The 23,367-nt window shown below is 58.2% G+C and carries 20 protein-coding genes; 11 read left to right on the forward strand and 9 right to left on the reverse strand.

Features of this window, described 5'->3' with window-relative positions:
- Window positions 1–183 precede the first annotated feature (183 nt).
- Both J8G15_RS17805 and J8G15_RS17810 read left to right on the forward strand, forming a co-directional pair.
- Window positions 184–1,782, forward strand: a complete 1,599-nt coding sequence (locus tag J8G15_RS17805) for a B12-binding domain-containing radical SAM protein (protein WP_210543849.1) — start codon at window positions 184–186, stop codon at window positions 1,780–1,782.
- A gap of 14 nt (window positions 1,783–1,796) precedes the next feature.
- Entirely contained in the window at window positions 1,797–2,135 is a 339-nt protein-coding gene (locus J8G15_RS17810; protein ID WP_210547652.1) for a zinc ribbon domain-containing protein YjdM, read from the forward strand.
- Between the two features lie 92 nt (window positions 2,136–2,227).
- Here the strand turns inward: J8G15_RS17810 and J8G15_RS17815 are convergent, their stop codons facing one another.
- On the reverse strand, window positions 2,228–3,223 hold the full coding sequence (locus J8G15_RS17815; RefSeq protein WP_210543850.1) for a LacI family DNA-binding transcriptional regulator: 996 nt from the start codon (window positions 3,221–3,223) through the stop codon (window positions 2,228–2,230).
- 179 nt (window positions 3,224–3,402) lie between these two features.
- Here J8G15_RS17815 and gudD point away from each other — a divergent pair, with 179 nt between their 5' ends.
- The 9 genes from gudD to J8G15_RS17860 all read left to right on the forward strand — a co-directional run bounded on the left by gudD (window position 3,403) and on the right by J8G15_RS17860 (window position 14,369).
- Window positions 3,403–4,737: a glucarate dehydratase gene (gene gudD / locus J8G15_RS17820; RefSeq protein WP_210543851.1), complete on the forward strand. Its 1,335-nt coding sequence runs from the start codon at window positions 3,403–3,405 to the stop codon at window positions 4,735–4,737.
- Window positions 4,738–4,798: 61 nt separating this feature from the next.
- Window positions 4,799–6,085 carry an ABC transporter substrate-binding protein gene (locus J8G15_RS17825; RefSeq protein ID WP_240538360.1) on the forward strand — a complete coding sequence of 429 codons (1,287 nt, stop codon included), beginning with the start codon at window positions 4,799–4,801 and terminating at the stop codon, window positions 6,083–6,085.
- 161 nt (window positions 6,086–6,246) lie between these two features.
- A complete protein-coding gene (locus tag J8G15_RS17830; protein ID WP_210543852.1) occupies window positions 6,247–7,236 on the forward strand; it encodes a carbohydrate ABC transporter permease in 990 nt (329 codons plus the stop codon).
- 10 nt (window positions 7,237–7,246) lie between these two features.
- A complete protein-coding gene (locus tag J8G15_RS17835; protein WP_210543853.1) occupies window positions 7,247–8,296 on the forward strand; it encodes a carbohydrate ABC transporter permease in 1,050 nt (349 codons plus the stop codon).
- A gap of 18 nt (window positions 8,297–8,314) precedes the next feature.
- Window positions 8,315–9,316, forward strand: a complete 1,002-nt coding sequence (locus J8G15_RS17840) for an ABC transporter ATP-binding protein (protein WP_210543854.1) — start codon at window positions 8,315–8,317, stop codon at window positions 9,314–9,316.
- Window positions 9,317–9,350: 34 nt separating this feature from the next.
- Window positions 9,351–11,771, forward strand: a complete 2,421-nt coding sequence (locus J8G15_RS17845; protein WP_210543855.1) for a TIM-barrel domain-containing protein — start codon at window positions 9,351–9,353, stop codon at window positions 11,769–11,771.
- Between the two features lie 118 nt (window positions 11,772–11,889).
- Window positions 11,890–12,741, forward strand: coding sequence for a creatininase family protein (locus J8G15_RS17850; protein ID WP_210543856.1), 852 nt, complete (start codon window positions 11,890–11,892; stop codon window positions 12,739–12,741).
- Between the two features lie 15 nt (window positions 12,742–12,756).
- Window positions 12,757–13,653: a DMT family transporter gene (locus J8G15_RS17855; protein ID WP_210543858.1), complete on the forward strand. Its 897-nt coding sequence runs from the start codon at window positions 12,757–12,759 to the stop codon at window positions 13,651–13,653.
- Window positions 13,654–13,826: 173 nt separating this feature from the next.
- Window positions 13,827–14,369, forward strand: coding sequence for a phasin family protein (locus J8G15_RS17860; RefSeq protein ID WP_210547654.1), 543 nt, complete (start codon window positions 13,827–13,829; stop codon window positions 14,367–14,369).
- 102 nt (window positions 14,370–14,471) lie between these two features.
- Here J8G15_RS17860 and J8G15_RS17865 read toward each other — a convergent pair whose 3' ends face one another.
- From J8G15_RS17865 to J8G15_RS17900, 8 genes are all read right to left on the reverse strand, one after another.
- The gene (locus tag J8G15_RS17865) at window positions 14,472–15,194 is read right to left on the reverse strand and encodes an ABC transporter ATP-binding protein (RefSeq protein ID WP_210543860.1); all 723 of its coding nucleotides are present in this window, start codon (window positions 15,192–15,194) and stop codon (window positions 14,472–14,474) included.
- 21 nt (window positions 15,195–15,215) lie between these two features.
- Window positions 15,216–17,159 (reverse strand): ATP-binding cassette domain-containing protein, encoded by a 1,944-nt coding sequence (locus J8G15_RS17870; RefSeq protein WP_210543862.1) that lies wholly within the window; start codon window positions 17,157–17,159, stop codon window positions 15,216–15,218.
- 2 nt (window positions 17,160–17,161) lie between these two features.
- Complete coding sequence (locus J8G15_RS17875) at window positions 17,162–18,037, reverse strand: branched-chain amino acid ABC transporter permease (RefSeq protein WP_210543863.1); 876 nt, start codon at window positions 18,035–18,037, stop codon at window positions 17,162–17,164.
- A gap of 97 nt (window positions 18,038–18,134) precedes the next feature.
- The gene (locus J8G15_RS17880) at window positions 18,135–19,373 is read right to left on the reverse strand and encodes an ABC transporter substrate-binding protein (protein WP_210543865.1); all 1,239 of its coding nucleotides are present in this window, start codon (window positions 19,371–19,373) and stop codon (window positions 18,135–18,137) included.
- 129 nt (window positions 19,374–19,502) lie between these two features.
- Window positions 19,503–20,141 (reverse strand): response regulator transcription factor, encoded by a 639-nt coding sequence (locus J8G15_RS17885; protein ID WP_210543868.1) that lies wholly within the window; start codon window positions 20,139–20,141, stop codon window positions 19,503–19,505.
- 14 nt (window positions 20,142–20,155) lie between these two features.
- A complete protein-coding gene (locus tag J8G15_RS17890) occupies window positions 20,156–21,529 on the reverse strand; it encodes a cache domain-containing protein (protein WP_210543870.1) in 1,374 nt (457 codons plus the stop codon).
- Between the two features lie 116 nt (window positions 21,530–21,645).
- Entirely contained in the window at window positions 21,646–22,338 is a 693-nt protein-coding gene (locus J8G15_RS17895; RefSeq protein WP_210543872.1) for a histidine phosphatase family protein, read from the reverse strand.
- A gap of 84 nt (window positions 22,339–22,422) precedes the next feature.
- Entirely contained in the window at window positions 22,423–23,343 is a 921-nt protein-coding gene (locus J8G15_RS17900) for a PhzF family phenazine biosynthesis protein (protein WP_210543874.1), read from the reverse strand.
- Window positions 23,344–23,367 lie beyond the last annotated feature (24 nt).

Raw genomic sequence — 23,367 nt, forward strand, 5'->3', positions numbered from 1 at the left:
AGTGCAATGCAATGCAATGCATTTTCAAGTCTGGCATCACCTCTCTCGGCCATTGATGTCAACGACCTGAGCCGTTTATCAGCACTTCGTATGGCCCGATCATTCACTGAGTACAAGGCTGCAGCCGGTGCGAAAAGAGGGAGCACAAGACCTATTTCGGGCGGCGCATTCGATAATGCCGCCATGCCCCTCGCTCTACCTGCCGCCGCTGGCGTGCCTTCTGTTGTTCTGTGTACGCTCAATGCCAAGTACATCCACGCCTCACTTGGCCTGCGTTACCTGCTGGCCAATATGGGCGATTTGAAGCCGCGCACGGTGTTGCGCGAATTCACCATTGCCCGCAAGCCGCAGGAGTTGCTGGACGAGTTGCTGGCCACGCTGGGACCCAAGCAGGCCGGTGCCACGCAGGTGATTGGCTTTGGTGTGTACATCTGGAACGTGACGCAGACCGAGGCGTTGCTGCGCCTGCTGAAAGCGCAGCGCCCTGACATCAAGGTTGTGCTGGGCGGGCCGGAGGTGAGCCATGAGGTGGACGAGCAAGCCATCGTGCGGCTGGCCGACCATGTGATCACCGGCTGGGGTGACACCAGTTTTCCCAAGTTGTGCCGGGCCTTGATACACGGCCCCAAGCCGCTGATGAAGGTCATAGCCGGCGAGCAAGCGCCGCTGGAGCAGATTGTTTTGCCTTACGACGAATACACCGAGGCTGATCTGGCACACCGTCTTTTGTACGTAGAGGCGTCACGCGGCTGCCCCTTCAAGTGCGAGTTTTGCCTGAGTTCGCTGGACAAAACCGCCACCGCCTTTGATCTGGACGCTTTCCTAGCGCAAATGCAGGGCCTGTACGCGCGGGGCGCACGCAACTTCAAGTTTGTGGACCGCACCTTCAACCTGAAGATTGACGCCTCGGTGCGCATTCTTCAGTTCTTTCTGGAGCGGCTCACGGATGATTTGTTCGTGCACTTTGAGGTCATTCCCGACCATTTGCCGGACCGGCTCAAGGCCATGATTGCGCAGTTTCCGCCCGGCGTGCTGCAGTTTGAGGTGGGCATTCAGAGCTTTAACGTGGACGTGCAAAAGCGCATCTCCCGCAAGCAGGACAACGCCAAGACGGTGACCAACCTGGGTTGGCTGGTGAACGAGAGCAACGCCCATCTGCACACCGACTTGATTTTTGGCTTGCCCGGCGAAACGCTGGAGAGTTTTGCGCAGGGCTTCAACCAGTTGCACGCGCTCAAACCACATGAGATACAACTTGGCATTCTGAAGCGCCTGCGCGGCACGCCTATTGCCCGCCACACAATCGAATACGGTATGGTCTATGAGACCGAGCCGCCCTACACCGTGCTGCAAACCGGCGCGGTGGACGCGCAGACGATGCAGCGCTTCACCCGCTTTGCCCGCTACTGGGATTTGGTGGCCAACTCAGGGCGCTTCACCCAGACGCTGGCGGTGCTGCTTGATGCGCCTTCGCCATTTAATGGGTTTTTGGACTTTGCCGACTGGCTGTGGCGCACCACGGCCAAAACCAGCGGCCTGTCGCCCGAGATGCTGGTCGATGCGCTGGCCGACTACCTGTGCAGCCAGCGCGGCTTGGCGCTGGAAGCCGCACAACACACCTTGCTGGCCGACTATGTGGCCAGCGGCGCCCGCGCCAACCCCAAGGCGTTGCAAGGACTGCTGCCGCGCCGCGCGACGCCCGCAACCGGTGGCGGAAAGGGGCTGGCCCAGCGCCAGGAACGCCACGGCGCCGCGCAGCGGATGGAGGTGCCCGTGCCATGACCGAAAAAAACGCCATGCAAAATTTACCTTCGTGCCCGAAGTGCACGCTTGAAAACACCTATCTTGATGGCGACAACTACATCTGTCCCGATTGCGCCTACGAGTGGCCGGCCCAGGCCGCCGCTGACGAGGCCGAGGCCAGCGCCGTCATCAAAGACTCCAACGGCAACCCGCTGGCCGACGGCGACGCCGTCATTCTGATCAAAGACCTGAAGGTCAAAGGCTCGTCCACCGTGCTGAAAAAAGGCACCAAGGTCAAAAGCATTCGCCTTGTGTCGGGCGACCACGAGGTCGATTGCAAGATGGACGGCGGCAGCTACATGCTGAAGGCCGAGTTTTTGAAGAAGGCATAAGCGCCTGCGTCTGCCTGCCGCCCAATGCAGCCGTCGGGGGCGTCGACAGATAGACTCGCCGTGATTGACAGAGCTGGAGGCGACGGGTGCCTTCAGGTGCTGTCCCTTTCGATGATGGAGAAGCCAATGTCCAAAATGGGCTGCTCGATGGGGAGTCCGTTTGCTCGGTCCACGATGTATTGCGCCGCCGTCTGGCCAATGCGCGTGCCATCGATGCGAACCGTGGTCAATGCGGGCTCCAAGTTGGCCGCAAAGCCGATATCCCCCAAGCCCATGACCGCCAGCTGTTTCGGAATGGACAGGCCGCGCGCCTGAGCCTCAATCAGCACGCCCAATGCCAACATATCTGAACTGCAGAACACCGAGTCAATGGGGTCCGGACGGTTCAGCAACTCTGCCAAACCGGAGCGACCCGCTCCAAGCGTTGTGGGTGCAGGGGTTAGAACCACGGGCACATCGTTCGTCCAGCCCCGGCTTCTCGCCATGTTTTTGAAGCCGCTGTTGCGACGGCGTGCGCGTTCGTCGTCGCCGCACATCAAAGCGGGTCGACGATATCCTCTCTGGTGCAGGTAAGCGCAGGCGGCGGCGCCAATTTCTTCGTTTGAAAATCCCACGAGCATGTCGATTGGAGTCGGCGTTAGATCCCATGTTTCCACCACAGGAATGCCGGACGCCAGCAGTTGGCGTCTCCCCGCCGCTGAATGCATGATGCCCGTGAGCACGATGCCATCCGGGCGTCGCCGGATGATGGCGTCCAACAGCGCGTCTTCTCGCCCGATATCGTAGCCACTCTGGCCGATCATCAGTTGGTAGCCTTTGGCGTCGAGTGCCTCGTTGAGGGCCTGTATGGTCTCCTGAAACACGGGTCCCACCAGGGTTGGCAGGACTGCTGCCACCAGTTTGGCGCGGGACGACCGCAGTCCGCCCGCCATGCCGTTGGGAATAAATCCGGTCTGACGAACCACCTCTTGAACCTTGGAACGCATGGCGGGAGAGACTCTGTTCGGCTGGTTGAGTGCTCTCGATACCGTCATAGCGGACACACCTGCCAAGCGGGCAATATCGTGGATGGTCAGTGTTTTTGACATGAAGGGATGTGGTTGTTGATGCAATGAATCGGTGTTCGGATGATATCAATAACAAATTAGAGGTGCTTCAAAATCTCTCTAAACTTGGCCCAATATTTGGTATTTTTATAGGGTAAACCCTCTTACCTTTCGATTTTCATCTAGTTAAGATTCATCAAAATGGTATCGATAACAAATTCATGAATTCCACATCAACTCCTCGTATTACAGAGCTTCAAGTCATCCCCGTCGCGGGGCATGACACCATGCTGATGAATCTCAGTGGAGCGCATGCACCATTCTTTACACGCAACCTGTTGTTGCTGAAGGACAGTGCTGGCAACACTGGTGTTGGGGAGGTGCCAGGTGGAGAATCCATTCGCAACACGCTGGAGGAAGCGAGGCCGTTGCTGATCGGCCAACCTATTGGCACTTATTTGGCGTTGCTCAATCGAGTTCGCCATGTCTTTGAGGGGCGTGACGCTGGGGGGCGCGGCAATCAAACCTTTGACCAGCGAATTGCCATTCATGCCGTCACAGCAATCGAGGCAGGGCTACTTGACTTGGTGGGCCAATACCTTGAGGTTCCCGTGGCGCAGTTGCTGGGCGAAGGTCAGCAGCGGGATAAGGTCGATATGCTGGGTTACCTTTTTTACGTGGGTGACAGCCAAGCGACGGGGACGTCTTACCGAATCGAGCACGATGCGGACAACGACTGGTTTCGCCTGCGCAATGAAAAGGCGATGACAGTCGATTCCATCGTTCGCTTGGCTGAAGGCGCTTACGCTCGTTACGGTTTTAATGATTTCAAGCTCAAAGGCGGCGTGTTGCGGGGCGAGCAAGAGGTCGAGGCGATCCAAGCGCTGCACGGGCGCTTTCCACAAGCGCGAATCACGCTGGACCCGAATGGGGGTTGGCTTTTGAAGGACGCAATCCGCTTAATGCGTGACATGCATGGCGTACTGGCATACGCCGAAGACCCGTGTGGCGCCGAAGACGGTTATAGCGGGAGGGAGGTGATGGCAGAGTTTCGTCGCGCAACCGGTCTGCCCACGGCTACCAATATGGTTGCGACCGATTGGCGTCAGTTGGGGCACGCCATACAGACCCATGCAGTCGATATTCCCCTGGCTGACCCCCATTTTTGGACCATGCAGGGCTCTGTGCGTGTGGCGCAGATGTGCAACGAATGGGGTCTGACTTGGGGGTCGCATTCCAACAATCATTTTGATGTCTCCCTCGCTATGTTCACTCATGTGGCCGCCGCTGCGCCAGGGCGTATTACTGCCATTGACACGCACTGGATCTGGCAGGACGGCCAACGCCTGACGACGGCGCCACTGCAAATTGTGCAAGGCCAGGTTGCGGTGCCCTCAACGCCAGGGCTCGGGGTGCAACTCGACATGGTTGAGGTCGAGCGCGCCCACCAACTCTACCTGCAGCACGGCCTTGGTGTCCGCGATGACGCGATCGCCATGCAGCACCTCATTCCCAATTGGCGTTTTGACGCCAAGCGACCTTGCATGGTGCGCTGATTGCGCTTGACCCGCCTTCTAACTTACCCCTCCCTCTCATTCACTCCTTGAAAGAATCACTATGAAGTTCATCACAACCACTTCGAAGATGACTGTAAGCGCCAGCCTGTTGGGCCTTACGGCCGTCCTGCTGCCTAGCGCGGCCTGGTCCGAAATCCGCGTTATGTGCTATCAAGATGGCAATGAATGCGAGGTCACGGCCGATGTCATCAAACGTTACGAAGCGCAGGCCCCCGGCGCAAAGGTCATTCTTGATGTGGTTCCGTACAAAACCGTCGTCGAGCAGTTACCGATCCAACTGGCTGCAGGTCAGGGCCCTGACATTGCCCGTGTTTCGGAAATTGGCGGTTTGTCTAAAAACTACATTGACATCAGTCCTTATGTGAAAGATCGTAAGTACTGGGAAGCCAACTATGGCAGCACGCTGCCATGGATGCGCAGCAATGCTGGTGATAAGGGGATTTACGGCTTCATGTCGCAATTGACCATGACCGGGCCCTTCGTCAACAAGACGCTATTTGACCAGGCCAAGATTGCCCTGCCAGGACCCAAAGCGACGTGGGACGAATGGGCGGATGCAGCGCGTAAGGTGGCCAAAGCCACACAGACGCCCGCTGCCATGGCATGGGATCGGTCTGGCCACCGTTTTGCGGGTCCGGCTGTGAGTTATGGAGCAAAGATATTTGATGCCAAAGGCAACTTGACGGTGGACGAGGGTTACAAAACAGCTGTCGGAAAATTCGTCGCGTGGCACAAGGATGGCACCATGCTGAAGGATGTGTGGGGCGGCTCTGGTGGTTCAAGCTACGCCGACTCGGTTGGTGAGTTCAAGAACGGGCGGGTGGTGATGATTTTGTCCGGTTCTTGGCAGATCAATCGCATGCAGAAGGAGATCGGAAATGCCTTTGACTGGGTTGCTGTGCCAAATCCTTGTGGCACAACTGCCTGCTCGGGCATGCCTGGTGGTGCCGCCTGGGTGGCATTGAAGACAACCAAGTCGCCCAAGGAGGTTGGTCAGTTTCTGGACTTCATGGCACAGGAGGCTAATGTGGCCGAATTTGCCTCGAAAACAAGCAGCATTCCGGCCCATGCTGGTGTGGCGAAAGCGGGCGTGAGCTATCCGAACGCGGGACCGGCTGCGCAGGCTGCACTTGGTGTTTTCACCAGTGGCACGGCTTCGTTGGCGCCCGCCGCCTACGCTTTGCAGGGCTACAAGTACAACCGCGCATTGATGTTGCCGACCGTGACCCGCGTCACACAGGCACTTGTCGGGGAGATCACTGTGGACGAGGCAGTCAACAAGATCGGAACTGACATGAACGAAGCGGTCAAACAGGCCGAAAAATAACAACGACACCGGCGCGATATCTCTGACCCGCAAGCGCCTAGCTTAGGCCATCGCAGGCAATCACACCTTGATGTGGCTGTCGGCGGGTTCGCTAGGTTGCAGTGGTGAAACGGTGAGAGAAGCGTTGCGGTGTGCGCCGCACAGTTTGATAGGAATACGGCATGGCATTTTTTTCAGGCCTCTTGGGCTTCATTTTCAACCTCTTCGAACCGTTATTCCGGCTCGGGCAAAAATGGTTGGGTCATTCGCGCATAGGTTGGATGTTTGTCGGGCCGAATCTGCTGGTGATTGGTATTTTTACTTTCCTGCCGATCGCCATCAACCTGATTTACGCAGTGACGGGGGGCGTCAACCTGTTGCCCACACAAAGACCGTTCACAGGTGTTGAGAACTTCAGCATCTTGCTAGAGTGCCGCGACTACATGGACCTGCAAAGCTGCAGAACCGATATTTTCTGGCGCTCAATCTTCAATACTGCCAAGTTCAGTCTGATTCAGGTCATTCTGATGATGTTCTTCTCTCTGGTTACAGCCTTGGTGCTTAACCGCAACATCATTGGAAGGGGTTTTTGGCGCGGGGTTTTCTTCTACCCGGTGCTCCTTTCGCCGGTGGTGGTTGCCCTGATCTGGAAGTGGCTACTGCAGAGTCAGGGTGTGTTCAACGCCGGTTTTGTGGCCATGGGTGCCGCACCGGTGGATTGGCTCCTCGACCGGCACTGGGCATTTTTCTGGGTCGTCGTCGTGTCTATCTGGGCGCACATGGGGTTTTACATGCTGATCCTGCTGGCGGGCCTGCAAGCCATTCCTAAGGATGTCTACGAAGCAGCGGAGATGGACGCAACGCCGCCGTGGCGCCTGTTGACACGAGTCACCTTGCCCTTGCTCATGCCCAACCTGATTGTGGTTTTGGTTCTGGTGATGATTCGCGCCGTGCAAACGTTTGACGAAGTGTTTGTGCTAACTGGCGGAGGTCCTGGATCGGCAACCACCTTCATCGTTCAATACATCTATCAAACCGGCTTTGCTGAGCAAATCCATCTCTATGGGCTGGCCGCTGCCGCTTCATTGATCCTGGCGGTAGGCTTGATGGTGTTGACGCTGGCGCAACTACGTCTGTCCAAGGCAAGTGACGCCGGAAAAGTTAAGAAATAAGGACTGATCAATGGCAAATTTCCTCACTCGAACCCGCGCACGAAGCGGCAGTCGTCTGCATTGGACCGACTGGGTCTCGTACGCTTACCTGATCGCAGGACTGTTGGTGATGTTTGGTCCCGTTCTTTGGCTGGTCATGTCGTCTTTCAAGACTGAAAGCGCTTTAGCGAAATTTCCCCCCACATTTCTGCCGTACAGCCAAAAAGAGGTGGTTGTGGCCGGGTACGACAAGCCGCTGCCATTGTTTCGGGCCAAGGACGAACAAGGATTGATTCGCGAACTGGCCCAGGTGCGACGCATCGGTTTGGTCGCAACGATGGTCGATCCTGCTGCGCCGAGCAGCGAGTTGCGGGTGAACATCAACGATCGGACGCCCGTCAATGAACTGAAGTTTGCCGGCGCCAACTACACCGAACTGTTCGGCAAGTTTGCGTTCGGCCACTACCTGTGGAACAGCGTGTTCATCACGGTTGTGGCCACGATACTCACACTGCTGTTCAACTCAATGGCGGCATTTGCACTGTCCAAATACCAGTTCAGAGGTCAGAAAACGGTGTTTTTATTGATCATAGGCACGTTGATGATTCCACCGACCATCATTCTGGTTCCCGCCTTTTTGGTGATTTCAGAACTCAATTTACTGAACAATCTTTGGGGGGTGATCCTCCCGGCCGTGGCCACGCCGACTGGCGTGTTTCTGTTGCGCCAATACATGCTGACCATTCCTGATGAGTTGCTAGAAGCTGCCCGGATGGACAACGCCAGCGAATGGCGCATCTATTGGAAAATCATCCTGCCACTGGCTGCACCAGCCATGGCCGTTCTTGCCATCTTCTCTTTCATGTGGCGTTGGAATGATTTTCTCTGGCCACTGATTGTGCTGTCCAAATCAGAAAATTTCACTCTCCAACTGGCACTCAACGCATTCCAAGGCGAACTGAATACCCAGTGGAACTACTTGCTGGCAATGACCGTTATCACGTTGATACCGATAACACTGGTCTTTGCATTCCTTCAGAAATACATCGCCACTGGCATTGCCAGCGCCGGCGTGAAGTAATCACCTTAAATATCTCACATGGCAACTCTTGAACTCTCCAATGTCATCAAGTCGTTTGACAAAACCACCATCATCCATGGCGTGGATTTGACCGTTTCGAACGGTGAATTCGTGGTGTTTGTCGGGCCCTCCGGCTGTGGGAAGTCCACGCTGCTACGCATCATCTCTGGTCTTGAGCCGGCCACCAGCGGGGACATTCGGATAGATGGTCAGCGGGTCAACGACGTGAGCGCAGCCCACCGAGGCTGTTCTATGGTGTTTCAGTCCTACGCGCTTTATCCACACATGAGCGTATATGACAACATGGCCTTCGGTCTTGAAAACTTAGGCGTGGCCAAGGCGGTTATTGCCAGCAAAGTAAACGCGGCTGCCACGATGTTGCAGCTGACGCCGCTATTGCATCGCAAACCGACTCAGTTGTCCGGCGGGCAGCGACAACGTGTGGCCATCGGCCGATCAATCGTGCGAGAGCCCAAGTTGTTTCTCTTTGACGAACCCTTGTCCAACTTGGATGCAGAGCTACGCGTTTCCATGCGCGCAGAGATTCGTGACCTGCACGCCCGATTGGGCGCCACGATGGTCTATGTCACCCATGACCAAGTAGAGGCCATGACGATGGCCGACAAAATCGTCGTGCTGCGTGCTGGTCGTATCGAGCAAGTTGGTACCCCCCTGGAGTTGTACAACCGACCTCGCAACCAATTTGTGGCGGGTTTTATCGGCAGCCCGCGCATGAACTTCGTGCCCGCAACTCAGTTGAGCCAGGCCAAACCAGGGGCCAAGACTGTGGGTATTCGGCCCGAGCACGCTCAATTGTCTGAGGACGGCCTGCTTAAGATGACGGTGTTGCAGATTGAACAACTCGGCAGTACCAGCATCCTCCATGGCAACGTCGTTTCCGATGCGCCGTTTGAAGTGATTTTGAGTGGGCAGACCTCAATCAAGCCAGGGGAAACAGTTGGACTTACGGCCCCGGTTGACTGCCTGCACTACTTTGATCAAGATGGCCTGCGCCTCTAAATCGCCCCAATCCAACCACCATCCAGATGACGACATGCGCCTAGACCATGCTCCCGTATTCTCCCTGCATTCGCACAGTGGAAATCACCTTGTCCTGAGTGCCCCGTTGGGGGCAATCGCCCATATCTGGGTGCTTGAAGAAGATATCGTTCGGGTGCTGGTTCTCCCGCGCGGTCAGTTGCAAATGCCCCGAACCTGGACAGTTGCGCCCGGTTTGGATGATCTTCCTATCGAAGGGCGCGACAGGTTCGACCTCAGTGGATTCTCATTGCCTGCATACGAACTCAGGCAAGGGGGGGGGCAACTTCAGGTTATTACCGGAGCGGTTCGTTTGAGCATCGTTCTTGACGGGTTTTTTTGTAGCTGGGAAAGTCGGTTTAACGGCCAGTGGCAAGCGACAGCAGTTGATCGATCCACTCAGAGCTACAACTTTGGGTGGTGGGACGAGCGGGTCTATCACTACCTCCAGCGCGATCGAGGTGAGTCATATTTTGGCCTCGGAGAACGCGCTGGCGACGCTAACCGAGCCGGGCAACGCTATCGCATGTGTAACCTTGACCCCATGGGCTACAGCGCGCGAAGCACGGACCCTCTGTACAAGCATATACCGTTCTACATCACTCGAAAGGGCAACGAAGCAGACGCCGGACTTTGCTACGGCTTGTTCTATGACACCTTGTCGGACTGCAGTTTCGACATGGGCCGCGAAATGGACAACTACCATGGGCACTACCGCTATTTTGTGGCCGACCATGGCGATCTTGATTTGTACTATATCGCCGGGGAGAATCCGGCCGCCATCACCCGTCGCTACACCTGGCTAACCGGGCGTCCTATTTTTCCCCCACGTTATGCGCTGGGGTACTCGGGGTCGACCATGAGCTACACCGACGCACCAAATGCCCAGGAGCTAATGGGGGAATTCCTATCCCGTTGTTTTGAGCATGACATCCCATGCGACTCCTTTCACCTTTCGTCAGGATATACCTCGATCGGCTTAGGCCGCTATGTGTTTCACTGGAATCGCGACAAGTTTCCTGAACCAGAAATCTTTGTTCAGAGCTATCTCGACCAAGGGGTGCGTTTGGTGCCCAATATCAAACCAGCCTTGCTGAGCGATCACCCGCGATTCGAGGAAGTCAGTCAGGCCGGTCTGCTGGTGCAAGACCCCGACGGACAGCCCACGGCCGTGCAATTCTGGGACGGCACTGGCGCCTACCTTGATTTCACCAACCCCGCCACCATTGTCTGGTGGAAGCAACAGGTCACGGAGCAGCTTTTGAAGATGGGTATCCCGAGCACCTGGAATGACAACAACGAATATGAAATATGGAGTGATCAGGCTCGAATCCACGGTTTTGGCGCAGGGCGCCCTGCCCGCGAGGCCCGCCCACTTCAGACTCTACTTATGATGCAGGCCTCACACGCCGCACAGACCGAATTTTTGCCAGACAAGCGGCCCTATCTTGTGTCGCGCTCTGGTTGCGCGGGCATGCAGCGCTATGTGCAGACGTGGTCAGGGGACAATTACACGGCCTGGGAAACGTTGCGCTACAACATCCGCATGGGGTTGGGTTTGGCGATGTCCGGCGTGTCCAATACAGGGCACGATATTGGAGGATTTTCGGGCCCCGCTCCTGGGCCCGAGCTGCTAGTGCGATGGATTCAGTACGGCATCTTCTTGCCGCGGTTCAGCATCCACTCTTGGAATGACGACCGGAGCGTGAACGAGCCCTGGATGTACCCCTCTGCAACGCCGCAAATCCGTGATTTGATCAAGCTGCGGTATCGGCTCATACCTTACTTGTACGACTTGGTGTGGCGCTACCACAGACTTTTTGAGCCCATCATCCGTCCAACCTACCATGATTTTCCAGACGACTGCATCTGCTTGGAAGAGAACGATGACATGCTTCTTGGGTCGAATTTGCTTGTCGCAGCGGTGGTTGATCCGGGACAGATTCAGCGCAAAGTTTGGTTGCCGGGTTCGGGTTCTTGGGTCGAGTGGCACACTGGGCGCTATTGGCCTGCGGGTCAGTACGTTACGCTGCAGACTCCGCTGGATGGTCCGCCGCCCCTGCTGGCCCGTGAGGGATGTGCGGTTCCTTTGAATTTGGGCAGTATCCATTTTGGACAGGTCGAAGATGTTCGTGGCTTTCAGATATTCCCTTTTCAAGGTACGGGACAATTTGAGAGCACTTGCTTTGAGGACGATGGTCAATCATCCTTCTGCCGCGATGGTGTCTATGGCCAATGGTGGTTGAAGGTGAATTGCGCGTCCGATCACCTGCAAATTGACGTCGCAAGGTTGGGTGTGCAGCCACCAACGCAGAGCACCTTGCTTTTGCGCTTGCCCGCGAGCGATCAACGTGAGGTGCGGTTTGCCAGTGGGACGGTGGCCGACGAAGGGAGCGACGGCCGTTGGCGCCAGGTCATGTTGATGCTTGCTCATTAGCGCTGGCCTGAATGGGGTCCGTCGGGACAGCGAAATGGACAAACCCTTGGACTTGCCTTTGTGCAAGCCACGTTGAGGCATCAGGGGCATCGGAGTTAACACACTCTAAGATAGCGGTATGACCACTTCTTCCCGATTCTGGGCCAACCTCAGCACCCTTGAGTTCTCCGACCGCATCGCCAGCGGTGCGGCTGCCAACACTGTGGCGGTGCTGCCTGTGGCCGCGACCGAGCAACATGGGCCTCACCTGCCCCTGAGTGTGGACACGGTACTGGTCGACGGCGTGGTGAGCGCGGCGCTGCCGCACTTGGCGCCAGAACTGGACGTGCTGTTTCTGCCCACCCAAGCCGTGGGCTTCAGCCCGGAGCATGCGCGCTTTCCCGGCACGCTCACCCTCAAGTCCGACACGCTGGTTCGCCTGTGGACCGAGATTGGCGAATGCGTGGCCGCAGCAGGCGTGAAGAAGCTGGTGCTGTTCAACGCCCACGGCGGGCAGGTCAGCGTGATGGACATCGTGGCGCGTGATCTGCGGGCGCGGCTGGACATGCTGGTGTACAGCGTGAGCTGGTTCAATCTGCCACTGGTGAATGCCCAGGGCGGCAATGTGAATGAGTTGTTCAGTGCCGAGGAGCATCGCTTTGGCATTCATGCCGGCGACGTGGAAACCTCCATGATGCTGGCGCTGGACCCGGCCCATGTGGACATGACCAAAGCCCGCCACTTTTACTCCACCTCACAAGCCCGGGCGTCGCAGTTTGATATTTTGGGCAATGGCAAAAGCGCCAAGCTCGGTTGGCAAACGCAGGACTACAACCCCGCCGGAGCCGTGGGCAACGCCGCAGCGGCCACGGGAGACAAGGGTCAGGCACTGGTCGACGCCGCAGGCTTGGGGTTGGCCCGACTGCTAGCGCAGGTGCACCAGTTGCCCTTGAGCACGCTGGTCGCAGCGCCTGACTTTTCGCCGCCATAACTCGCCGCGGTCTTCATGTTGGCTCCTTTTGATTTATTGGCCCTGGGTGCGGCCGCATGCTGGGCGGTGGGCAGCATCATGTCGGTCACCCCGGCGCGCCATTTGGGGGCGTTTGCTTTTTCACGCTGGCGCATGTTGATGGTGGCGGTCATGTTGTGGTCGGTGTCGCTGCTGAGCGGTGGCTGGCGTTCGCTGGACAACGAGATATGGGGCGTGATGGCCATCAGTGGCCTGATTGGCATTTTTGTAGGCGACACCGCCTTGTTTGCCGCCATGAACCGGCTCGGCCCCCGACGTGCCGGGGTGCTGTTTGCCACGCACGCGGTGTTCAGCGCTTTGCTCGGCATCTGGTTGCTGAATGAACACATGAGCCCGCAAGCCGCCTGGGGCGCCGCCTTGACGGTGATTGGTGTCATGGCCGCCATTGTGCTGGGCCGGCGCAAGGAAGAGCAGCACGCCTGGGAGTCAGATCAGGGGAGTGTGGGCACCGGCGTGGTACTCGGCCTGGTGGCGGCCCTGTGTCAGGCGCTGGGCTCCTTGATTGCCAAACCCATGATGGGCCCCGCCGTGGACCCGGTGAGCGCCTCGGCACTGCGGGTCACGGTGGCTTGCCTTGCACACTTCTGTTTGTTGTGGGCGGGCTTTCAGGCTTCCAAGGCGCACAACCCCTTGACGCCGCGCATTGCCGTGCAGACGGGGGTCAATGGCTTCATTGCCATGGGTGTGGGCATGACGATGATTCTTACCGCCCTGCAAAAAGGCGATGTCGGTATGGTCGCCATTCTGTCTTCGGTGTCTCCGGTGCTGGTGCTGCCGCTTTTGTGGTGGCGACTGAGACGGGCACCAGCCGCCGGTGCCTGGGTAGGCTCCGGGCTAACCGTGGTGGGGACGGCGCTGATTCTGCTGCGCTAAGCATGGCGGGGCGCTGCGCTGAAGGTGGCTGAATTGCAATAAATTGTTGCAGTGCAACAAAAAGCTTGCATCATCTCGGGTTTTTCCTATAATTCGTTCTATGCTGCACTGCAACATAAATACCCGGAAGGGGTTGCGCCGCAGAAACTGTCACACTTAAGGAACTCATCATGATGAACTTCAAACCAGAACAACTCGCCGCTACCCAACAAGCTAACCTGGAAGCTTTCCAGGGTCTGTCCACCAAAGCCTACGAAGGTTTTGAGAAGATGATTGAGCTGAACATGGCTGCTTCCAAAGCCCTGTTGGGTGATTCTTTTGCCCACGCACAAGCCGTGCTGGCTGCCAAAGACCCCAAAGAATTCCTGGACCTGCAAGCCAGCCTGGTTCAGCCTTTGGCTGAGAAGACTGTCGCTTACGGCCGTCACGTGCAAGCCATCGGCACCGACACCGGCTCCGATCTGAGCAAAGCATTTGAGTCGAAAGTGGCTGAAGCCCAGACTACTTTCACCAAAGCCATGGAAAACCTGACCAAGAACGCACCTGCTGGCTCCGAAGCCGCTGTGGCTGCATTCAAAAATGCTTTGAGCACCAGCCAAAACGCCATGGAAACAGCCCAAAAGGCCGTCAAGCAAGCCATGACAACTGCTGAAAGCAACTTCACTGCTGCCACTGAGCAAGCTGTGAAAGCTGCCGGTAAGGTCGCACAGAAGTAATCAATTCCTTGGCCCTCGCGGCCAGGCATTGAGAAAAAAAGCACCCTCGGGTGCTTTTTTTGTTGGTCAGGCGGCAACGACATCGACTGAGGCAGAGTGACCTCAGTGCCCGCCACCCAGGTAGGCAGCCCTCACGGCCGGGTCATCCCGCAACTGCGCCGCTGGCCCGTGAACCGAGATCACGCCGTTTTCCAGCACGTAACCGTAATCTGCTACGGCCAGGGCAGCCGCGGCAAACTGCTCGACGAGCAACATCGTCACGCCTTCTGATTTCAGTCGCGCAATGATGCGAAACACCTCTTCGACGAGGATGGGGGCCAGCCCCATGGACGGCTCATCCAGCAAAATGACATCGGGGTTGAGCATCACCGCCCGCGCCATGGCCAGCATTTGTTGCTCGCCGCCGGACAGGGTGCCAGCCAATTGGGTTCTGCGCTCTTTCAACCGGGGAAATAACTCCAGCGCCCGTTCAAGGTCAGCCGCCACATCGCCTCTGGGCCGGCTGCCGGTCAAACGAGGGAAGGCGCCCAGCGTCAGGTTGTCGGTCACTGTCATCGTTGCGAAAACTCGGCGACCCTCTGGCGAGTGAGCCAAGCCCAGTTTGGCAATGTGATACGACTCCATGCCGTCAATTCGCTTTTCGTTCAGACTGATGGCACCGCCCGTGGGGGCAATCATGCCGCTGATGGCCCGCATGGTCGTGGTTTTTCCCGCGCCGTTGGAGCCAATCAGTGTGACCACTTTGCCACGGGGAACCGTCATGGAGATGCCGTGCAAGACTTGCACTTTGCCGTAGCCGGCGGACAGGTTTTCGATATTTAACATGGGTTGATCCTTCGGGTTCGCTCAGTGGGCGGGCGCTGCCGCTTCGCCACCCAGGTAGGCCTCGATGACTTTTGGGTCTGCCTGCACTTGGGCGGGCAAGCCTTCTGCGATCTTCTGGCCAAAGTCCAACACCGACACGGTGTCGCACATGCTCATGACCACGTCCATGTGGTGCTCAATGAGAATCACGGTCACACCATGCTCGCGGATCTTGCGAATGATGGTGACCAGCTCCTTGATGTCCGGCGCTGTGAGTCCGGCTGCGGGCTCGTCCAGCAGCAACAACTGCGGGTCAAGCGCCAATGCCCGGGCAATTTCCAGCAACCGCTGCTTGCCGTAGGGCAGGTTGCGAGCCTCTTCATGCGCCAGTGAAGCAAGCCCCACAAACTCAAGAAGGGCCATTCCGCGCGCGGTAGCGAGGCGGTTTTCCCGTTTGTACCTTGGCAAATGCAGGGCAACGTCTACCAAATTGCTGTTGAACGTGTGGTGCAGGCCAACCATGACGTTTTGCAGGGTGGTCATTTCCCCAAACAACTGGACGTTCTGGAAGGTGCGGGCGACGCCGGACAAGGCAATGTCGGATGAGGTGCGACCGACCAGGGATGCATCCGCAAACATGACGGTTCCGGCGGTCGGCATATAAATGCCTGTCAGGACGTTCATCATCGTGCTCTTGCCGGAGCCGTTGGGGCCGATCAAGCCGTGAATCGTGCCGCGTTTGACGACGAGGTCCACGTCGTTGAGCGCCTTCAGTCCACCAAACTGCATCAAGATGCCGCTGGCGCGCAACAACTCGTCGCTGCCGCCCTTGGCGACCGTCAGTGCGCCATGGGTTGCCGGCAATGCCGCAGTGTCTTCACTTTCGGCGTCGTCGGTGGGGTTGGACCGGATATTGAGTGCAATGCGCAGGAAACCCACGATGCCATCCTGCAGGTAGTAAACGACAAAAAGGGTAATCAAGCCGAAGATGGAGAGTCGCCAATCCGTCATGGTTTGCAACTGGAAGGACAGGGCCGCCAGCGCAATAGTGCCCACCACGGGAATGGCGGCCGTCTTGGGGCTGGCTTTGCCCCGTTTCAACGCGACGATGGCGCCCACCAGCACGGCCACTGCCAGCAACACAGCGAACCAGCGGAACATCTCAATATCGTCCAGGAGCTTGGGCAGCAGCACCACAATGGCCGCCCCCAGCATGGCCCCTGATCGTGTCTTGCGACCACCCATGATGACGGCGAGCAGGAACATGACCGTGAGTTCGAAGTTGTAGGTGTTGGGCGAGATGTACTGCTCTGAATAGGCATACAGCGAGCCGGCCAGGCCAGCCAAGCCGGCACTGATCACAAAGGCGTAAACCTTGTAGCGGTAGACCGAAACTCCCATGCAGTCAGAGGCCACCGGGCTGCCGCGCAGTGCTTCAAAAGCCCGCCCCAGATGCGAGCGCAGAACCCGGTGCACGAAAATCAGAGACAGGATCAGCATGACGGCCACGACCCAGAAGAACTCGCGTTCGCCCAGCTTCACACCAAACAGCATCGGCTTAGCCAGCGTGATGCCCAAGGGGCCTTCGGTCAGGAAACTCATCTCGTTGATCAGAATCTGGATGATCGTGCCAAATGCCAGCGTGACCATGGCCAGATAGGGGCCGGTCACCCGCAGCGCCGGTAGTGCCAGCAAGGCACCAAAGGCGGCCGTGACGGCGATGGAGGCAGGCAACGTGACCCACAAACTGGCCCCCAATTTGAAGACCAGTACACCGGCGGTGTAGGCGCCGATCCCAAACAGGCCGGCGTGCCCCAGCGAGACCTGGCCGGTGTAGCCAACCACAATATCGAGCCCGAACAGCACGATCGCGTAGATCATGATGGTTTCGAGCAGGTGAATGTAGTACGGGTTGTGGAATGCAACTGGAAACAACATGAGCGCGGCAATGCCCGCGACTGCGAGGAGTGTGTGTTTGGGCTTCATGCTCAGACTTTCTTGATGGCAGATTTGCCGAAGAGGCCGGCTGGCTTCACCGCAAGCACCACCAGCAGCAAAAGGAGGCCGGGTACATCTTTGTAGCCCGTGGACAGATAGAAGCCCGTGGTGGTCTCCGCGATTCCGAGGATCAAGCCACCTACGACGATGCCCATGCCACTGGTGAGTCCACCAATGATGGCCACAGCAAAAGCTTTCAAGCCCAGAACGGACCCCATGGTCGCGCCGGTCAGTGTGAGCGGGGCAATCAGCACCCCTGCGAAGGCCGCCGTCATGGACGACAGGGAATAGGAGAAAGTGATGACCAATGCGGTGTTGATGCCCATCAACTTGGCCGCATCGCGGTCATTGAAGGTGGCCACCACCGCCTTGCCGTAGATGGAGCGCCGGTTGAACACCTCGACTGCCAGCATCATGGCCAAAGCGCCAAAAACCACCAAAATTTCCATTGGCAGCACGTTGGCGCCGAGAAAGTGCAGGGGGGACTCGGGCAGGGGACTGGGGAACTTCATGTCGTCGCGACCCCAAACATTCTCGGCCACGTTTTTGAAGATGATGCCCAACGCGATGGTCGACATGATCCAGCCGAACTCTGACTTCATCTTGATGGCTGGTCGAACGCCAATGCGCTCAACGAAAGCGCCCTGAAGCGCACCAAAGATGCAAACGAGGGGGATCATGACCCAGTAGTTCACCCCTAGCCCCACCAATGTCAGACCGACCAGGGCGCCCAGCATCAGGGCGTCTCCTTGGCCAAAGTTCAAGGTATCGGAGGTCGCAAAGGTCAATTGGTAGCCGAACGCAATGACGGCATAGATCATGCCTAATGCGATCCCGCTGAACACGAGTTGGGTAAATATTTGCATGGTGAATTCCTGGGATTCCGTCAGTCGCGGCACGCGCGAAAAACCGTTGCCGGCATGGATGCCGGCAACGTACTCAAAAGCCTGGACGGCTTTTTTCTTACTTCTTGACGACTAACGCGCCCTTGGCGTTGACATCTTTCACGCGAACCTCAGACGCCTTCTTCTGGTCATCTGGGTAGGCATAGACCACGCGCTGGCCTTTGACTTCACCAAACACAGGAATGTTGGCGGTAATCGCTTCATGGTCCTTGGCCGTAAAGGGTTTGTTGTAGGTCGTCACAACGCCTTCAACTGGCGATTTCAAGTCTTCCAGGGCGGCCTTGATCTTGGGACCGTCTGTAGAGCCGGCTTGTTTGATGGCGGCTGCCAGCAGGTATACGGAGTCATAGCCTTGAGCGGCAGAAACGGGGGAGTCGATCCGGCTGTTCTTGGGGTTGAACGTTTTCAAGTAACTGACGATGAAGGACTGGCGCTTGGGTGTGGTGGGCTCCTGAATGAAGGTCTGGGGCATGCGCGCGCCCTCACCGCCGGGGCCGGCGTTGTCGATGAAGTTGGCCATTGACAAGGTCCAGCTGCCGATCATGGGGACTTTCCAACCCAGCTTGGTCATGCCGTTTGCAATTTGCGCCAACTCAGGGCCAATGGCATAGGTCAAAACAACCTCTGCACCGGCTTCTTTGGCCTTGAGAAGCTGGGGCGTCATGTCCACATCCTTGATGTTGAACTTTTCAATGGCAACCGCCTTGATGCCTTTGATGTCCAGCGCCTTCTCCAGGTCAGCACGACCGAGTTGGCCGTAGTTGGTGGAGTCGGCCAGGATCGCCACTTTCTTGAATCCGCGACGAGTCACGGCTTCTTCCACAATCATCGGCGCCTGGATGCTGTCGTGCGCGGCATTGCGGAAAATGTAGTTCTCCGGCTGGTCATCAAACTGATGCGTGACTTGCGACCCGGTGGCCACATTGTTCATGACGGGAATTTTGGCTTCCTGGTAAAAACGTTGTGAAGCCAGTGCCACGCCGGTATTGATGTAGCCCACGGTGGCCGCGACCTTTTCCTTGTTGATCAGCTCTTGAGCAATCTGCACGCCCCGCTCATTTTTGGCTTCATCGTCCCGCTCAACCAGCAGAATCTGGCGGCCCAGCACGCCGCCGGCCTTGTTGATCTCATCAGTGGCCATGCGAACGCCATCGCGCATGCTGACGCCCATGGAGGACGAACCCCCTGTGAATGGACCTGCTACGCCAATTTTGATGGGTTCAGCGGCCAGCGCGAAGGTGGCAGAAGCGGCGAGCGCGACGGCGCTCAGGGTGAGTTTTGCGTAAAGGCTTGTCATCGTTGTCTCCGTGCCCTGCAGGGCGTTAGTTGGTCTGCAGGACAGGAGTTTGCGCCGTGGGCGGTGCGCCCGCCAGCGTTCCACTACGTAGTGGCGTTGCGTGGCGTTACGTACTGGAAAACCCTGAATTCAACGATTGGGGTAGGGCGTACCACGATGCCGGCTGGCGTGCTCGACCGCATATTTGATGAGGTCGGCCTGTGTTTCAAGGTCGAGTTTTCGGCGGATGTTTTGCCGGTGTGCTTCCACGGTACGCACGCTCAGGTCCAAGGCGCGCGCAATATGCTTGCTGGACTGGCCGTTGGCCAGGAACGCCAGGATGTCTTGCTCGCGAACGGATAAACTGCTGCGGGGCGCCGGCGCCTTGAAAAGTCGCTGCGCCATGTCGACGCCCAGGTAGGTGCCGCCATTGGCCACGGTACGCAGGGCCGTGAGTATTTCTGACGCAGGGGCGTCTTTCAGCACATAGCCGCGGGCGCCGGCCTGAAGCGCGCGTTGGGCGTATTCGACACTGTCATACATGCTGAGCATGAGCACGGCCAATTGGGGGGCCCGTTCGAGCAACATCGCGGCCAGTTCAATGCCATTGATATCCTTCATGCCAATATCCATCAGCGCCAGCGTGGGGGTACAGCTTTCCAGCGCGCTTAGTGCCTCGGCGGCATTGCCGGCTTCGCCCACCACGGTGATGTCGGATTCGCTGGCCAGTCTGGCTTTCAGGCCGTCGCGAACAAGGGGGTGGTCGTCTACCAGCAGGAGTCGAATCATGGCGTGGATCTCGGTTAGGCAGGGGCGTTGAAATTCTTGATCGCCCGTGTCGGCAGGACGGCCGTGATGCAGGTGCGCCCCGGCTTGGAGTACACCGTGAGCTCGCCCCCAATGGTTTCAATGCGCTCACGCATATTGCGAAGGCCGATGCCCCGGTGAGGATGTTCGCGAACCGACTCTTCGTTGAATCCGCATCCATCGTCTTCGATGCTGAGAAGCAGGGCTTGCGGACTGAAAGAAAGACGGAGATCAATATGATGGCTGGCCGCATGCTTGAGGGTGTTGGCCATCGCCTCCTGCGTGATGCGAAACAGCATGGTTTTCACATCGTCTGGCAAGTCGGGCACGGGTCCTTGCGTTTCCATGGTGAACGTGATGTTGGCGGGCCGACAAGTTTCCTCGCCCAGGCTTTGCAAGGCGGCGGGCAAGCCCAGGGTGTCCAGCATGACGGGACGCAAGCGGTGTGACATGCCGCGAACTTCCAGCAAGGCTTCTTTCAGGCGATCCAGTGCCCGTGTCAGCGGGGACCGAACGGCCTCATTGTCGCCCTCCATGCGATCCAGTGCGGACTCCACCAGCAGTTTGATCACCACCAGGGTCTGCCCGGTGCCGTCATGCAGCTCTCTCGACAGGTAAGCCCGTTCTTCTTCCTGCGAGCTCACCACCTTGCGAGCGAGCAGCTTCAACTTGGCGTCGCTCACGCGGCGCTCGGTGAATCGGAACACCATCGTCGCGCCGAATATCAGGGCCACTCCCAGTCCTCCGGCGCCCGCAATCCAAAGCAGCGTCGCGTGGACGTTGCGCTCCAGCTCAACGTCAAGCTGAACCATGGCCGCGTCAATATCATCCAGGTACATACCGGTGCCAATCATCCAGCCCCAGCGCTCCAGTACCGTCACATAGCCCAGCTTGGGTGCCGCGACCTGCGTGGAAGGGCGCAACCAGTGATAAACCACGAAGCCACCGCCGGTTCGGGCGCGTTCGAGCAGCATGCGGACGGTGGGCTCTCCATGGGCGTCGCGCACTTCGATGAGGTTTTTGCCGACCAGTTCCGGTTGGCGCGGGTGCATGAGGTTGGTGCCCGTCATGTTGTAGAGGAAGAAATAGCCGTCAGGGCCGTAGTCCAGGTGGGCCAGTTGTTGCATCACCTGCTTTTTGATGTCATCGTCGTCGCGCCCCTGGTTGTACAGAGGGCTGACGGTGCTCATGGCCAGTGCCACGTAGTGGCGCAACTCATCCTGCTTGATCGCCATGATGGCGGTGCGAAGTTGAAGGCGTCTGCGCTCCGCCAAGCTGTCCTGCTCGGACACCAAGGCCGCGGCGATCAACAGCAGTGATGCCAGCAGGGGCACCAAGGCCAGCGTGACAAATTTGTATTTCAATCGCAAAGGGGTTTCCCGCAGTGAGGAGAGTGCGATTATCAGGCCGAAGCGCAGGCGACCGCCGTGCGCTTGATGTGCCGTTAGAAGCGGTGGGTCGCGAGAGGGCGTTCAGCCCCCAGCCATCAAGCGGAGGTCACCCAATCGGCATAGTCCGGATGGTCCAGATGCGGCAAGGTGTTGAAGGTGAGCAGGGCGTGGCGCGAGCGGGTGAAGATCAACTCGCTCACGGCGCTGTTGCGAATGCGCATGTTGAGGTCGATGGTGGTCGTCGCCGGCGCCTCCAGCAGGTGGCTGATCGCAGTGGAAATGGGGCCGCCGCTGGAGACCAGCAACACATTGCCCTGGCAATTCGCACGCACATGGTCCAGCGCACTGGTCACGCCGTTCTGAAAGTCGATCCAGCTTGGCATGCCGCGCGGGCTCGACTCTCCCTGCATCCACAGCTTCAGGCCGTCTCGCAACAGGCGAAAGTGCTGGCGGTAACCCTCGGCAGTGCTGGGGTGGGGCAGCGGCTCGGCGCGCGGCACGCAGGCCATGATCGCATCACTGTCGTATTCGTTGAGCCCGGGCCAGGTGAGTACCTTGGCGAGTGGGGCGCCGGGGTCAGCCGCTTCCGCCATGCCAGCCAAGATACCTTCATATGTCTGGGCGTGGCGGCGCAAGGTGCCGGTCAGCACGGCCTCAAAGTGCAGATTTTTTTGCTTGAAATACTGGCCCAGCTGATGGCTTTGGCGCACGCCCAGCGGGCTAAGTTGGTCGTAATCGGCTGCACCGAGAGAGGCTTGACCGTGGCGTACTAGATAGAGATTTCCCATGCCCGAACTTTAGATCAAAAGACCTTGGGGCCCTTGTCACGGCAGCGACGCCAGCTATGAATTTTGAAGCGTTGTCAACAGGCGTCAAAGGTTGGCTTGGCCTTCAACACAGGTCACCGAGTTGCCGCCGACCCAGATTTGGCCTTGAGCATCCTGCTCAATGTGGACCTGGCCGTCGCGGCCCAGGCAGCTGCCTTGCGAGGCCAGATAGGTGCTGGGCGCATGCCCGTCGGCGATCAGCCACTGGGCCAAGGCCGCGTTCAGGCTGCCGGTCACGGGGTCTTCGTTCACGCCCATGGCGGCGGCAAAGGCGCGCACCTCCATCGAGGCTTCCAAGGCCTCACTGCGCGGACCAAAGGCGCGGGCCTCCCGGTTGGAGCGCGCTATCAAGTTGCTAGCTGATTGCGCTTGTTCTATGCAGGCCACCCCCACTTTTTGCCCTAAATTCTTGAGGGAAAGGTGGTTGGGGGTCAGTTCCAGCACGGTCTGCGGCGAATCCAGCAACAGGCCTAAAAAAACCGGGCCGTTGTCCAGCACTTGGGCTGCCAGAATCTGGTGGGTTTTAAGGCCCAGCGCGGCAGCCACCCGCGCCAGCAAGGCGGGGGCGGGGTCACTGCGGGTGAGCGGTGGCGCGGCAAATGCCAGGCGGGTGCCGTCGCGGCGAATTTTGACCAGACCAACCCGGCACTCCTGCACGATGCTGTCGCTGTGTTGGGGCGTGCCACCGGCCTGTAGCCAGGCGTGGCAACTGCCCAATGTGGGGTGGCCGGCAAAGGGCAGCTCGATGGTGGGTGTGAAGATGCGAACCTGGTAGTCCGCGCCCCGGGCGGCAGCCTCCGGGCTGGGAGGTGTCAGGAACGTGGTCTCTGACAAGTTGATCCAGTGCGCAAAGTGCTGCATTTCGGCGTCGCTCAAATCCGAGCCGTCAAGTACCACCGCCAACGGGTTGCCCAGGTAGGGCACGGCGGTGAATACATCCACTTGTTTGTAGGAGCGTTGCTTCATGGAAGGTTCATGCGAGAAAAAAGA

It is taken from the genome of Rhodoferax sp. PAMC 29310, assembly GCF_017948265.1.
Classification (GTDB): Bacteria; Pseudomonadota; Gammaproteobacteria; order Burkholderiales; family Burkholderiaceae_C; genus Rhodoferax.